This window comes from Pseudomonas sp. S07E 245 (genome assembly GCF_019599025.1).
Classification (GTDB): Bacteria; Pseudomonadota; Gammaproteobacteria; order Pseudomonadales; family Pseudomonadaceae; genus Aquipseudomonas; species Aquipseudomonas shirazensis.
On sequence record NZ_CP080625.1, the window covers coordinates 535,452 to 548,063 of the forward strand.

Genomic DNA, 12,612 nt, shown 5'->3' on the forward strand with positions numbered 1-12,612 from the left:
ATTTCTGACACAGTTTAGGTAATGCGGTTCCTTACCGCCAGCACTGTTACATGGCTACTTCGACCTGGCCGGGGCCGGTCACCCGCGCCTTGACCACCCGCTTGGAGTTGAGGTTGCGCACTCTGATCTGTTCGCTGAAGCCGCCCTTGCTCAGTGCTTCGCCGGGCATGCGTACGCTGAGGGTGCCGCTGCGGGCCACGATCACCACTTGATCGCCCTTGCGGATCAGCTCTGCCTGTTCAAGGTGCTGCGGGGTCAGCACCTGGTCGAGCACCACCGGTCGCATCAGTTTCATGCCCACAGCCTGGTCCAGACTGCCGAGAAAACCCTGGCTGAGGGTGCCGACGTCGCGCTCGCGCAGAGTCACGTCGTCCTCGCTCACCACGCTTTCGCGCTTGAGCGGGCGGGCCATGACCACCACTTCGCGAAACAGCCTGACCTGGGCCGGTACAAACACCGTCCACGGCGCCGCGCTGTCACAGCGCACGCGTACCGTCACACGTCCGAGCGGCTGCGCCGGGCTTTCCAGCGACGCATCCAGCGGCTGGCTGCACAATGGCATGCGCAGGCGCGGGTCCAGGTTGTTGATCTGGATTTCGTAACGCCCGGCGGTCTGGCTGGTGGCCAGATAATCTTCGACGGTGAATTCAAGAAACCCTTGGGTGACACCGATAAGCTGTTCAGGCAAGGTTACCGCGTCGGCCAGCGCCCGAGCGGCAGGTGCCAGCAGGCACAGCGCAGCCAGGCTAGAGGCCAGCAAGCGGGTCAATCGTCGGGAAAATGTCGTTTTCATGTACATGACGCTCAAAAAAGCAAAGCCCGTGCCGACTTTAATAAGAAGGCAGAAACGTTAAGGAGTCTGGCATGGCTGGTGTTATGGATTCGGTCAACCAGCGCACGCAGCTGGTTGGGCAGAATCGTCTGGAACTTTTGCTGTTTCGCCTCAATGGCGCTCAGTTGTACGGGATCAACGTGTTCAAGGTCCGTGAGGTGCTGCAGTGCCCGGCATTGACCGTGTTGCCCAAGTCGCACCCGGTGGTGCGCGGCGTAGCCAATATTCGCGGTGCGACCATTCCGATTCTTGATCTGTCGATGGCAACCGGCTTGCCCGGCCTGCAGGAAGACATCCGCAACAGTTTCGTGATCATCACCGAGTACAACACCAAGACGCAGGGCTTTTTGGTGCATTCGGTCGAGCGCATCGTCAACATGAACTGGGAGGAGATTCATCCGCCACCCAAGGGTACTGGCCGCGACCATTATCTGACGGCAGTGACCCGGGTCGACAACCGCATGGTCGAGATCATCGACGTGGAGAAGGTGCTGGCAGAAGTTGCGCCATCGTCCGAGTCGGTGTCGGTCGGCGTGGTCGACCAAGAGGTGCACAGCAAGGCGGTGTCGCTGCGCGTGTTGACGGTGGATGACTCGTCGGTAGCGCGCAAACAGGTCAGCCGTTGCCTGCAGACGGTCGGGGTCGAGGTGATCGCCCTGAATGATGGCCGGCAGGCGCTGGATTACCTGCGCAAGCTGGTCGATGACGGCAAGCGTCCGGAAGAGGAATTCCTGATGATGATTTCCGACATCGAGATGCCGGAAATGGACGGCTATACCCTGACTGCGGCAATTCGTAGTGATCCGCGCATGCAACAATTGCACATCGTCCTGCATACTTCATTGTCTGGGGTGTTCAACCAGGCCATGGTCAAGAAGGTCGGGGCCGATGATTTCCTGGCCAAGTTCCGGCCGGACGATCTGGCTCAGCGGGTCGTTGACCGGATCAAGGCTACGCATTAAACCGGTCGGGGTACGCCCCGGCCTCAGCGATTGAAAAGAGGCGGTTGCATTGTCTACGGGTAATTTGGATTTCGAACAGTTCCGGGTCTTCCTGGAAAAAGCCTGTGGCATCCTGCTGGGCGAAAATAAGCAGTACCTGGTCTCCAGCCGTTTGAACAAGATGATGGAGCAGCAGGGGATCAAGTCGCTTGGTGAGCTGGTGCAGCGTATCCAGACCCAGCCGCGCAGCGGTCTGCGTGAGCAGGTAGTCGATGCGATGACCACCAACGAGACGTTGTGGTTTCGCGATACCTATCCGTTTGAGGTGTTGAAGAACAAGGTCATCCCGGAGTTCATCAAAGGCAATCCGGGGCAGCGCCTGCGCATCTGGTCGGCAGCCTGTTCATCGGGGCAGGAGCCTTACTCGTTGTCGATGTCGATCGACGAGTTCGAGCGGGGCAATCTTGGCCAACTGAAAATGGGCGCGCAGATCGTCGCGACCGATTTGTCGGGGACCATGCTGACCAACTGCAAAAGTGGCGAGTACGACAGTCTGTCGATCGCCCGTGGCTTGTCGCAGGAGCGTCTGCAGCGCTACTTCGATGTGAAGGCGCCGGGGCGCTGGGCGATCAAGGCGCCGATCCGCAGTCGGGTCGAGTTTCGTTCGTTCAACCTGCTCGACAGCTATGCGAGCCTGGGCAAGTTCGATGTGGTGTTCTGCCGGAACGTGCTGATTTATTTCTCGGCGCAGGTGAAACGCGACATCTTGCTGCGCATCCATGCCACGTTGAAGCCTGGGGGGTATTTGTTCCTGGGGGCTTCGGAGGCGCTCAATGGGTTGCCTGATCATTATCAGATGGTCCAGTGCAGTCCCGGGATTATTTATCAGGCCAAGTGATATGGCCCCAGTCACGTTGCGCTGACTGTTGGGGCGGCCTTGCCGGATGGTCGGAAACGGTCGCGCAGCGGCCCCGACTATCCCAAGGCCATGAACAAAAAAAGGCCAGCGTCAATCGACGCCAGCCTCTTCCAGAACAACAACCAATCAACCCCTCACAAGGTCAACTCAGAAGTCATACCGTACCTTGGCCGAGAACACATCGGCATCAAATCCGGACTTGCCGATGTAGTCATAATTCAGACCCACCGTCACAGCGCCCAACTTGTAATCAGTCCCCACGCCCGCTTCGTAACTGTTGCGTACCGCATCAGCTCCGTGCGTCACGAACGGCGTATTGCCCAGCAGGAAGGTAGACGTACTGCTGGCCTGGTCGGCCGCGAAGTCGTGATAGCCCATCAACTTGAACTGCGGTTCCAGCGTCCCGGCGCCCAGGCCAACGCTTCCGGCAACCCGAACCCCAGCCCCCAGCTCGATCGCTTCATAACGCTGATCTTCGATCTTCAGCGCAGCAGAAGAGCCTTTCTCACGGTAACCATCGATTTCCACTCGGCTGTAACGCGCCGCCAGGCGCGGCTCGATCAGCAACTGTGGGTTGATCCGGTAGGTATAACCTCCAACCAGATTCAGGCCCAGCAGGTCGCTGTCGTAGTCAGCCTTGGCGCGGGTGCCGGCGATGTCGCGCTTGCCTTCGTTGTCGTTGAAGCCGTAAGTCAGGCTGGCGTCAACGAAGTAGTTTCCCTGCTCAAAGCCGCCGTACAGGGTGAATGCGTGGCTGTCGACTTCGGTCTGGTTGCCGCTTTTGCCGTTGACGTCGGTATTGATGAAGCTGTACGCCAGGCCCAGGGTTAGCTGGTCGTTGAGCTTGCCATCAGCACCTACCGCGATGCCGCGGCTGTAGGCGTTGTAGCCGGCAATGCCGTCGCGTTGGCCTTGGGTCGCATCGCTGTACAGCGACTGAATCCACACGCCGGTCTGCTGGAGCGCGTCGCCCGACGAAGCGCCGCGCAGGCCGCTGGTGCGGCTGGTGGTCACGCCGTTGACCAGGCTTTGGCTGGTGGTCGCTGCCTGGGTAGCTCCGCCGTTGGTTTCCGGGGTCAGCTGTTCGGCAATCTTGGCCAGCTGCTTGCTGTCGGCGTTGACCGCAGCACGCAGCAGGGGGTCATTGGCGGCAAGCTTGGCGAGGACGCCGTCCTTGGCGAGGGCGCCGAGCGCGCGTTTGTGGTTGATGGTGCCGCCATTCAGATCCAGTACGTGGTCGATGCCTTGCTGATCCTTGGTGGTGACCACCGCCACGACCGTGTTGCCTTCGACAGCGCTGGTGTCGACATCGAGCAGTGCCGAGGTGCTGGTGACCAGCGGAGCACCTTGCAGCTCGCCGGCCTCTATCAGCTTGAAACGGCTGCCGTTGGCGCTGAAGTCATTACCGCGTGCAGTCAGTTTCAGTTGCGCACCTTCGCCGAATTCAGCGGTGCCGCTGACGCTGACGACGGCGCGAGCAGGGTTGGTGTCGGCGCCCAGGGTCAGGCCCAGTGCCGAGTTGCCAGCAACATACAGGTTGCCGTCGATGGTGGTGTGCGCCGACTGCAGCGCCAGGGTCGCCGAGTTGCCGCCCGAAACCGAACCGACGTCGATCCAGCCGTTGCCCTTGAGGCGAATGTTGGAGCCGTCAGCGGAACTGTCGGTGCCAGTGAAGGAGGTGTCGGCCTCGACTTCGATGTTCGACAGGTCGATCAGGTTGCCGACGATCACGCTGCCTTTGCGCAGGATCAACTCGACCGGGCGGTTGGCTTCGGAGGCATCGATCGCTTCATCCTGAGAGATGATGGTGCCGCTGTTGAAGATGTTCAGATCACCGTGCAACTGGTACTGAGGTTGCAGGCCCGGGCCGTCGAAGTCGACGTTGCCGATGGTGATTGCCGCGTCTTCGGCAATGATGGTGCCGGTGTTGAGCAGGTGTACGCCATCGGCGGTGCTCAGGCTGGCGCCGTCGAGCATGATGCCGTTGGCGTCGTTGCCGGTGGCGATGATGGTGCCGTGGTTTTCGATGCCGGCCAGGTCGACCATGTCGCCGCGGTTGCTGGTGGTGGCGTCGATGGCAGTGGCGCCTTCGCCGCTGACGACGATGCTGCCGTAGTTGATCACCTTGCCATTGATGGTGCCGCCTTCGAGGTTGATCCCGCGGGCGCTTTCGCCGCTGGCCACGATACGGCCGCTGTCGGCGTTGATCAGGTCGCCTTCGATCAGCGAGGTGCCGGAGAAGTCCAGTGCGCGAGCGACATCGGTGCCGCCGTCGTCGGTCAGTGGCTCGCCGATGGCCGACAGCAAACCCTGGTTGATCAGGTTGCCGCCGATCCGCGCTGGATCGATCATCAGCGCGTTGGCGCCGCCGCCGGTGGCGCTGATGCTGCCTTTGTTGATGACGTCGCCGGCGATGTCGTTGCGTGCCCAGCTCAGGCCATCTTCCCAGCTGTCCATGTCCACGCCGCCGGCAAAGTCGCCGCTGCTGTCGATGGTGCTGTTGAGGATCAGGTCGCCGGTAATCGTCGAGCCGTTCAGTTCAATGGCGTCTTCATCGCTGCCGCCGGTGTAGCTGCCAGTGAATTCGAGATTGCCGTAGTGAGTCTGGTGCTCGCTCTTGAAGCCGGCGTTGGTCAGGTTGACCACCTGGTTGGCGAGCGGCACGGCAAAGGCGGGGAGGGCGCTGGCGGTGATCGCCAGGGCCAGCAGGGTCTTGCGGAAGATAACGGGAGCCACGGTTCTGTCCTTGAAAAACGGGGGAGCAAACGGCGCGCATCCATGCATGGCTCTAGGCAGTAAGTCAGGCGACTACGGCCAGCGGGGCCGCATGTCTGCGCGGCGCGAATTCTATCCCAGATAGTGGCCAATTGACATTTTCGTTGGCGTCAATTTTTTGATTTGCCGCTTTTGCCGCCCAACTATTGCCGCCCGCCTCCCATCAAGCGGAAGCACTTTGCCGCTTTTCTGGCATTCCTATGCTCGCAAGCAAGGCTGAACGCCCTGATCCCGTGCCTTCCAGCTGGTTGGCACAGGCCTTGCTATAACTTCGCCAACGACACTCCGGCCCCATCGGCGAAGGTTTGCACCCATGAGCATCAGTTTCGACAAAGCGCTTGGCATCCATGAAAAAGCCCTGGGCTTTCGCGCTCAGCGCGCAGAGGTCCTGGCCAACAACATCACCAACGCCGACACGCCCAACTACAAAGCGCGTGACATGGACTTTTCGTCGGTGCTGGCTGCCGAGAGCGACAAGCAGCAAAACGGCCGCATCGCGCTCGACCGCACCAACACTCGCCATATCGAAGCGCAGGGCCTGGCCATGGGTGACGACACCCTGAAGTACCGTACACCGACACAGCCGTCGGTCGACCAGAACACCGTTGACGCTCAGGTCGAGCAGGCCAACTACACCGAAAACGCGATCGGTTTCCAGGCCAGCTTCACTTTGCTCAACAGTAAATTCAAAGGGCTGGTATCGGCCCTGCGCGGAGAGTAACCATGTCCCTTTCCAACGTTTTCAATATCGCCGGTAGCGGCATGAGCGCGCAGAATACCCGCCTCAACACCGTCGCTTCGAACATTGCCAACGCCGAGACGGTCTCGTCGAGCATCGACCAGACCTACCGCGCACGTCACCCCGTGTTCGCCACCACCTTCCAGCAGGCCCAGGCCGGCATGGGGCAGTCGTTGTTCGAAGACCAGGGTGAAGCGGGGCAGGGCGTGCAGGTAACGGGCATCATCGAAGACCAGAGCAATCTGGAAGCCCGCTACCAGCCTAATCACCCGGCGGCCAACAAGGACGGTTACGTCTACTACCCGAACGTCAACGTGGTCGAAGAGATGGCTGACATGATCTCGGCGAACCGTTCGTTCCAGACCAATGCCGAGCTGATGAATACGGCCAAGACCATGATGCAGAAGGTACTGACCCTGGGTCAGTGATAAGGAATCCGGACCATGGCTATCAACAGTACCAACCTCAATGAAGTGATCGCAGCGTCGGGTGTCAGCACCGGGACCAAGAAGGTGACCACCGATACGGCTTCCAAGACCGGCACTGATTCGCTGGGCAAGGATGCGTTTCTGCAGTTGCTGGTTTCCCAGATGCAGCACCAGAACCCGCTTGAACCGCAGGGCAATGGTGAGTTCGTGGCGCAGTTGGCGCAGTTCAGCAGCCTTGAAGGCATCACCTCGCTGAACGAGTCGGTCAATGCAATCACCAGTTCGCTGGGTTCGTCCCAGGCGCTGCAGGCGTCGTCGCTGGTCGGTCGTTCGGTGATCGTGCAGAACGACAAGGCGGTGGTTGACACCAGTGCAAGCTTCAATGGGCAGTTTGTGGTGCCGGAAGGCATCAGCGAAGCCAAGATCACGGTCAAGGACAAGGACGGCAATACCGTCAAGACCATTGAGCTGGGCGAACAGAAAGCCGGTTACGCCGACTTCATCTGGGACGGCACCAACGACAAGGGCGTCAAGGTCGATCCGGGTACCTACACCTTTACCGCCAGCACCATGGTGGACGGCAAGTCGGTACAGATGAATACCCTGCTGCCGGCCAAGGTCACCAGCGTCAGTTTCAGCGCCAATGGCGAAATGGTCCTCAACCTCGCCGGCGTCGGCAAGGTCTCTCTTTCCGACGTACAAACCATCGGTATCTAAGGCCAGAACGGCACAAGGAGCAACAGCATGTCTTTCAATATCGGCCTTAGCGGTCTGTACGCAGCCAACAAGCAACTGGACGTCACCGGCAATAACATTGCCAACGTCAATACCAATGGCTTCAAGTCCTCGCGCACCGAGTTCGCCGACGTCTATGCCGGCGCCAACCGTCTGGGCGTGGGCAAGAACCAGATCGGCAATGGTGTGCGCCTGGCCGCGGTTTCCCAGCAGTTCAGCCAGGGTGACGTGAACAACACCGGCAACGTGCTGGACATGGGTATCCAGGGTCGCGGCTTCTTCGTGTTGTCCGACAACGGCACCCAGGTCTATACCCGTGCCGGTGCATTCCAGAACAACAAAGACAACTTTGTGGTGACCTCCGACGGCCTGCGTCTGCAGGGCTACGCAGCTGATTCCAACGGCAAGATCCAGAAGGGCATCCTCACCGACCTGAAGATCGACACCTCGTCACTGGCGCCAAAAGCCACCACGTTGATCGATCAGGGCATCAACCTGAACTCCTCGGCAACCTCCATTCCGCTGCCGGCTACCCCGCCTGGCGCGGGTGATATCGTCTTCGACCCGGCTGACGAAACCTCATACACCAAGTCGTTCCCGACCAAGGTTTTTGACAGCCAGGGTAACGAGCACACCATGGAGCAGTTCTATCGCAAGACCGGCAAGAACGAGTGGACCATGTATACCCTGGTCGACGGCCGTAACCCGATGGATCCGACCAGCACCGCGCCGTTGGTGGGTACCGTCAGTTTCAACGAAGACGGCAGCGTTGCCTCGATGACGGCCGACCAGACTGGCCTGCCGACCGGCGCCGAATGGAGTGTGACCAACAATGTCTTCAGCATGAAGGGCTGGATCCCGGCCGAAAAAGACGGTGCCGGCAACTGGGGCTCCAATGGCTCGGCCGGCAACCCGGATGGCATGCGTCTGTCGATGAACAGCACTACCTCGTACAACACCGAGACCGCGCGCATGTCGCAGTCGCAGGATGGTTACGCCACCGGTGTTCTGTCGAGCCTGAGCATCGACTCCACCGGCGTCATGTTTGCCAGCTTCAGCAACCAGCAGTCGCGGGCGATTGGCCAGGTGGCGCTGGCCAGCTTTGCCAACGAGCAGGGTCTGCAGCAGATCGGCGGCACCCGCTGGACCGAGACCTTTGCGTCGGGTATCCCGGGCGTTGACGCACCCAAGACCGGCACTTTGGGCGGCGTCGAGTCCAACTCGCTGGAAGCCTCCAACGTCAACCTGACTCAGGAGTTGGTCGAGCTGATCAAGGCGCAGAGCAACTACCAGGCGAACGCCAAGACCATCTCGACCGAGAGCACCATCATGCAGACCACCATCCAGATGGTCGGCTAAAAGCGCTGAGGATGGACACTGGACGAGCCCCTTCACTGCAAGGGGCTCGTCGTTTCAGGCAAGGTGGACATGAAAAAACTGATCATCGCCAGCGCTGCTGTGTTGTATCTGCTGCAGGCTCAGGCTGGCACCGCGCCGTGGTGGCGCTGGGAAAGCCAGGTGGATGGCCGGCTGGTGTGTTCGCAGTGGTCGCCAGGGGAGGGTTGGAAGCGTTTTGCCGGGCCCTTCAACAATGCCGGTTGCCGCGAATTGTAGCCAGTTGCCGCCCGCGGCAAGCAAGCGCCGGATATCCGGCGTGAGTATTTCCCCACTATCCCCCATGAGCCCGTAAACACGGGCTTTTTCATGCTTTGTAAAAGTTGGTTCGGAACTTGCTTTATCGCCTGTATAGCAGCGGCGAGCGGCAAGCAATCGCCAGTGCAGTGGAGGAAGACTGTGGACAAGATGCTTTACGTGGCCATGACCGGCGCCAGCCAGAACGCGCTGGCGCAAAAGGCCCATGCCAACAACCTGGCGAACGTTTCAACCAACGGTTTCCAGCGTGACCTGGAGCAGGCGCGCTCGATGCCGGTGTTTGGTGACAGCTTTCCGTCGCGAGCATTTGCCCTGTCCGAGCGCCCGGCCACCGACTTCACCGCCGGTGCGCTGGTGGAAACCGGCCGCGAGCTGGACGTTGCCGTGACCGGCAATGGCTTTATCGCCGTGCAGGCACCAGATGGCAGCGAAGCCTATGTACGCACCGGCAGCCTCAATATTGACGCCCTCGGCGTCCTGCGCGCTGGCAATGGCATGCCGGTGATCGGCAACGGCGGCCCGATTGCCGTGCCGCCCGAGCAGAAGGTCGAGATCGGCGAAGACGGCACCATCAGCATTCGCGCCATGGGTGAAGACCCGCGGGTGATGGCTGAGGTCGACCGGATCAAGTTGGTCAACCCGGACATCAAGGGCCTGACCAAAGGTACCGACGGCATGATCCACACCACCAGTGGCCAGCCTGCGGATGCCGACATCAACGTCAAGGTGGTGTCGGGTTTCCTTGAGTCGAGCAACGTCAATGCCGTCGAGGAAATGACCTCGGTGCTGGCCCTGTCGCGCCAGTTCGAACTGCACGTGAAGATGATGAACACGGCCAAGGAAGGCGATGAAGCCATGGCCCGGGTTTTGCAAATCAGCTAATCAATTTTGAACGGGTGCCGAAAAACAGGCGCGCGAGGAGAACACTATGCTTCCGGCACTTTGGGTCGCCAAGACCGGTTTGTCCGCCCAGGACACCAACCTGACGGTCATTTCCAACAACCTGGCCAACGTTTCGACCACCGGCTTCAAGCGTGATCGCGCCGAATTCCAGGACCTGCTGTACCAGATCAAACGCCAGCCTGGCGCTCAGTCGACGCAAGACAGCGAGCTGCCTTCGGGCCTGCAGGTCGGTACCGGTGTGCGCATCGTTGGCACCCAGAAGAACTTCCAGACCGGCAGCCTGCAAACCACCGAGAACCCGCTCGACCTGGCGGTCAATGGTCGCGGCTTCTTCCAGGTCTTGCAGCCTGACGGCACCGTGTCCTACACCCGTGACGGTACCTTCCACCTGAACTCCGATGGTCAGGTAGTGACCGCCAACGGCTTTGCCCTGGAGCCTGCGATCGTCGTCCCCAACGACGCCCAGACCTTCACCGTGGGCCAGGACGGTACCGTGTCGATCACCACCGCCGGCAACCCGGCAGCGCAGATCATCGGCAACCTGCAGACGGCTGACTTCATCAACCCGGCAGGCCTGCAGGCAATGGGCAACAACCTGTTCTTGGAAACCGCTGCCAGCGGCGCACCGCAGGTCGGTACGCCTGGCCTGAACGGCTTCGGTACCACCCTGCAGCAGACCTTGGAAAACTCCAACGTCAGCACCGTGGAAGAGCTGGTCAACATGATCACCACCCAGCGTGCCTACGAGATGAACTCCAAAGTCATTTCGACCGCCGACAAGATGCTCGGGTTCGTCACCCAGCAGCTGTAAACCTTAGGTCGCTGTTGCAGCGCCAGTTCTACCGTGAGGGAAGCGTCATGAGCCGTTTGTTGTCCGTATTCGCCCTGGGTGGGGCGGTGTTGTTGGCCGGTTGCGTCGCGCCGACGCCCAAGCCCAACGACCCGTACTACGCGCCGGTGTTGCCGCGCACCCCATTGCCGGCGTCGGCCAACAACGGCTCGATCTACCAGGCCGGCTTCGAGCAGAACCTGTATGGCGACCGCAAGGCGTTTCGGGTGGGTGACATCATCACGATCACCCTCAACGAGCGTACCTCGGCGAGCAAGAGTGCCAACTCCCAGGTGGGCAAAGACAGCAAGGCCAGCCTCGGCCTGACTTCGCTGTTCGGCGCCATCCCCAATACCAACAACCCGTTGGGTAGTGGTGACCTGTCGCTCGAAGCCGGCTACAGCGGTAACCGCGCGACCAAGGGCGACAGCAAGGCCGCCCAGGGCAATACCTTGACCGGTTCGGTCACTGTGACCGTGGCTGAAGTCCTGCCCAACGGCATCATCGCCGTGCGCGGCGAGAAGTGGATGACCCTTAACACCGGCGACGAGCTGGTGCGGATTGCCGGGCTGGTGCGCGCCGATGACATCGCCACCGACAACACCGTACCGTCGACCCGCGTCGCCGATGCGCGCATCACCTATTCGGGTACCGGTTCGTTTGCCGATGCCAGCCAGCCCGGTTGGCTGGACCGCTTCTTCCTCAGCCCGCTTTGGCCTTTCTGAGTACGGATGCCCATGCTTAATTTCAGGCAGCTGATTGCCGCCACCGTGCTTGTATCCTGTGCGTTCAGCGCCCACGCCGAGCGCCTCAAGGACATCGCCAGTATCTCCGGCGTGCGCACCAACCAGCTGATCGGTTATGGCCTGGTGGTCGGCTTGAACGGCACTGGCGACCAGACCACGCAGACCCCGTTCACCCTGCAGACCTTCAACAACATGCTCTCGCAGTTCGGCATCAAGGTGCCGCCAGGTTCAGGCAACGTGCAGCTGAAGAACGTCGCCGCAGTGTCGATCCATGCGGATCTGCCAGCGTTTGCCAAGCCGGGCCAGGTAGTCGATATCACCGTGTCGTCGATCGGTAACTCCAAGAGCCTGCGCGGCGGCAGCCTGCTGATGACCCCGCTCAAGGGTATCGACGGCAACGTCTACGCCATCGCCCAGGGCAATCTGGTGGTCGGCGGTTTTGACGCCGAAGGTCGCGATGGCTCGAAGATTACCGTCAACGTGCCATCGGCCGGGCGTATCCCTGGCGGTGCCAGTGTCGAGCGGGCCGTGCCGAGTGGTTTCAATCAGGGCAACAGCCTCACCCTGAACCTCAATCGCCCTGACTTCACCACCGCCAAACGCATCGTCGACAAGGTCAACGAGCTGCTCGGCCCAGGTGTTGCCCAGGCCCTGGATGGCGGTTCGGTGCGGGTCACTGCGCCGATGGACCCAAGCCAGCGTGTCGACTACCTGTCGATCCTGGAGAACCTCGAGATCGATCCGGGCCAGGCCGTGGCCAAGGTCATCATCAACTCGCGTACCGGCACCATCGTCATCGGCCAGAACGTCAAGGTTTCGCCGGCTGCGGTGACCCACGGCAGCCTCACCGTGACCATTACCGAAGACCCGATCGTCAGCCAGCCGGGGCCGTTCTCCAATGGCCAGACGGCCGTGGTGCCACGTTCGCGCGTGAACGCCGAGCAGGAAGCCAAGCCGATGTTCAAGTTCGGCCCGGGCACCACGCTGGATGAGATCGTCCGAGCGGTCAACCAGGTCGGGGCAGCGCCCAGTGACTTGATGGCCATCCTTGAAGCGCTGAAACAGGCCGGTGCTCTGCAAGCCGACCTGATCGTGATTTGAGGGCGCTTTAG

The 12,612-nt window shown here is 60.8% G+C and carries 13 protein-coding genes; 11 read left to right on the plus strand and 2 right to left on the minus strand.

The genetic code is table 11. From position 1 onward, the window contains the following. Positions 1-46: 46 nt before the first annotated feature. Positions 47-799: a flagellar basal body P-ring formation chaperone FlgA gene (gene flgA, locus K3F44_RS02520; protein ID WP_101317756.1), complete on the minus strand. Its 753-nt coding sequence runs from the start codon at positions 797-799 to the stop codon at positions 47-49. A 65-nt stretch (positions 800-864) separates the two neighbouring features. Between flgA and K3F44_RS02525 the strand changes: the two genes are divergently transcribed. Together K3F44_RS02525 and cheR are read left to right on the plus strand one after the other, a co-directional pair. Beyond that, entirely contained in the window at positions 865-1,794 is a 930-nt protein-coding gene (locus tag K3F44_RS02525) for a chemotaxis protein CheV (protein ID WP_103436620.1), read from the plus strand. Positions 1,795-1,843: 49 nt separating this feature from the next. Continuing rightward, the gene (cheR, locus tag K3F44_RS02530; protein ID WP_101317760.1) at positions 1,844-2,671 is read left to right on the plus strand and encodes a protein-glutamate O-methyltransferase CheR; all 828 of its coding nucleotides are present in this window, start codon (positions 1,844-1,846) and stop codon (positions 2,669-2,671) included. Between the two features lie 168 nt (positions 2,672-2,839). Here the strand turns inward: cheR and K3F44_RS02535 are convergent, their stop codons facing one another. Continuing rightward, a complete protein-coding gene (locus K3F44_RS02535) occupies positions 2,840-5,386 on the minus strand; it encodes an autotransporter domain-containing protein (protein WP_409077685.1) in 2,547 nt (848 codons plus the stop codon). Between the two features lie 394 nt (positions 5,387-5,780). On the opposite strand from K3F44_RS02535, the gene flgB reads away from it, so the two are divergent. The 9 genes from flgB (at position 5,781) to K3F44_RS02580 (ending at position 12,601) form a co-directional block, all read left to right on the plus strand. After that, positions 5,781-6,188 (plus strand): flagellar basal body rod protein FlgB, encoded by a 408-nt coding sequence (flgB, locus tag K3F44_RS02540; protein ID WP_101317765.1) that lies wholly within the window; start codon positions 5,781-5,783, stop codon positions 6,186-6,188. 2 nt (positions 6,189-6,190) lie between these two features. Then, on the plus strand, positions 6,191-6,634 hold the full coding sequence (gene flgC, locus K3F44_RS02545) for a flagellar basal body rod protein FlgC (protein WP_101317767.1): 444 nt from the start codon (positions 6,191-6,193) through the stop codon (positions 6,632-6,634). Between the two features lie 15 nt (positions 6,635-6,649). After that, positions 6,650-7,351, plus strand: a complete 702-nt coding sequence (gene flgD / locus K3F44_RS02550; RefSeq protein WP_101317769.1) for a flagellar hook assembly protein FlgD — start codon at positions 6,650-6,652, stop codon at positions 7,349-7,351. 27 nt (positions 7,352-7,378) lie between these two features. Next, positions 7,379-8,728 carry a flagellar hook protein FlgE gene (flgE, locus tag K3F44_RS02555; RefSeq protein ID WP_150572195.1) on the plus strand — a complete coding sequence of 450 codons (1,350 nt, stop codon included), beginning with the start codon at positions 7,379-7,381 and terminating at the stop codon, positions 8,726-8,728. 69 nt (positions 8,729-8,797) lie between these two features. Further along, on the plus strand, positions 8,798-8,983 hold the full coding sequence (locus K3F44_RS02560) for a hypothetical protein (protein WP_150569791.1): 186 nt from the start codon (positions 8,798-8,800) through the stop codon (positions 8,981-8,983). Between the two features lie 180 nt (positions 8,984-9,163). Next, entirely contained in the window at positions 9,164-9,904 is a 741-nt protein-coding gene (gene flgF, locus K3F44_RS02565; RefSeq protein WP_150569790.1) for a flagellar basal-body rod protein FlgF, read from the plus strand. Between the two features lie 46 nt (positions 9,905-9,950). Next, positions 9,951-10,736, plus strand: coding sequence for a flagellar basal-body rod protein FlgG (gene flgG, locus K3F44_RS02570; protein ID WP_101317777.1), 786 nt, complete (start codon positions 9,951-9,953; stop codon positions 10,734-10,736). A 47-nt stretch (positions 10,737-10,783) separates the two neighbouring features. Continuing rightward, a complete protein-coding gene (gene flgH / locus K3F44_RS02575) occupies positions 10,784-11,479 on the plus strand; it encodes a flagellar basal body L-ring protein FlgH (protein WP_101317779.1) in 696 nt (231 codons plus the stop codon). A 12-nt stretch (positions 11,480-11,491) separates the two neighbouring features. After that, the gene (locus K3F44_RS02580; protein WP_101317781.1) at positions 11,492-12,601 is read left to right on the plus strand and encodes a flagellar basal body P-ring protein FlgI; all 1,110 of its coding nucleotides are present in this window, start codon (positions 11,492-11,494) and stop codon (positions 12,599-12,601) included. Positions 12,602-12,612: the final 11 nt, after the last annotated feature.

What these genes read in the sequence shown, in the direction of transcription:
- flgA (WP_101317756.1), bottom strand. Translation starts at nt 799, where the DNA reads ATGTACATGAAAACGACATTTTCCCGACGATTGACCCGCTTGCTGGCC.
- K3F44_RS02525 (WP_103436620.1), top strand. Translation starts at nt 865, where the DNA reads ATGGCTGGTGTTATGGATTCGGTCAACCAGCGCACGCAGCTGGTTGGG.
- flgB (WP_101317765.1), top strand. Translation starts at nt 5,781, where the DNA reads ATGAGCATCAGTTTCGACAAAGCGCTTGGCATCCATGAAAAAGCCCTG.
- flgC (WP_101317767.1), top strand. Translation starts at nt 6,191, where the DNA reads ATGTCCCTTTCCAACGTTTTCAATATCGCCGGTAGCGGCATGAGCGCG.
- flgD (WP_101317769.1), top strand. Translation starts at nt 6,650, where the DNA reads ATGGCTATCAACAGTACCAACCTCAATGAAGTGATCGCAGCGTCGGGT.
- flgE (WP_150572195.1), top strand. Translation starts at nt 7,379, where the DNA reads ATGTCTTTCAATATCGGCCTTAGCGGTCTGTACGCAGCCAACAAGCAA.
- K3F44_RS02560 (WP_150569791.1), top strand. Translation starts at nt 8,798, where the DNA reads ATGAAAAAACTGATCATCGCCAGCGCTGCTGTGTTGTATCTGCTGCAG.
- flgG (WP_101317777.1), top strand. Translation starts at nt 9,951, where the DNA reads ATGCTTCCGGCACTTTGGGTCGCCAAGACCGGTTTGTCCGCCCAGGAC.
- flgH (WP_101317779.1), top strand. Translation starts at nt 10,784, where the DNA reads ATGAGCCGTTTGTTGTCCGTATTCGCCCTGGGTGGGGCGGTGTTGTTG.
- K3F44_RS02580 (WP_101317781.1), top strand. Translation starts at nt 11,492, where the DNA reads ATGCTTAATTTCAGGCAGCTGATTGCCGCCACCGTGCTTGTATCCTGT.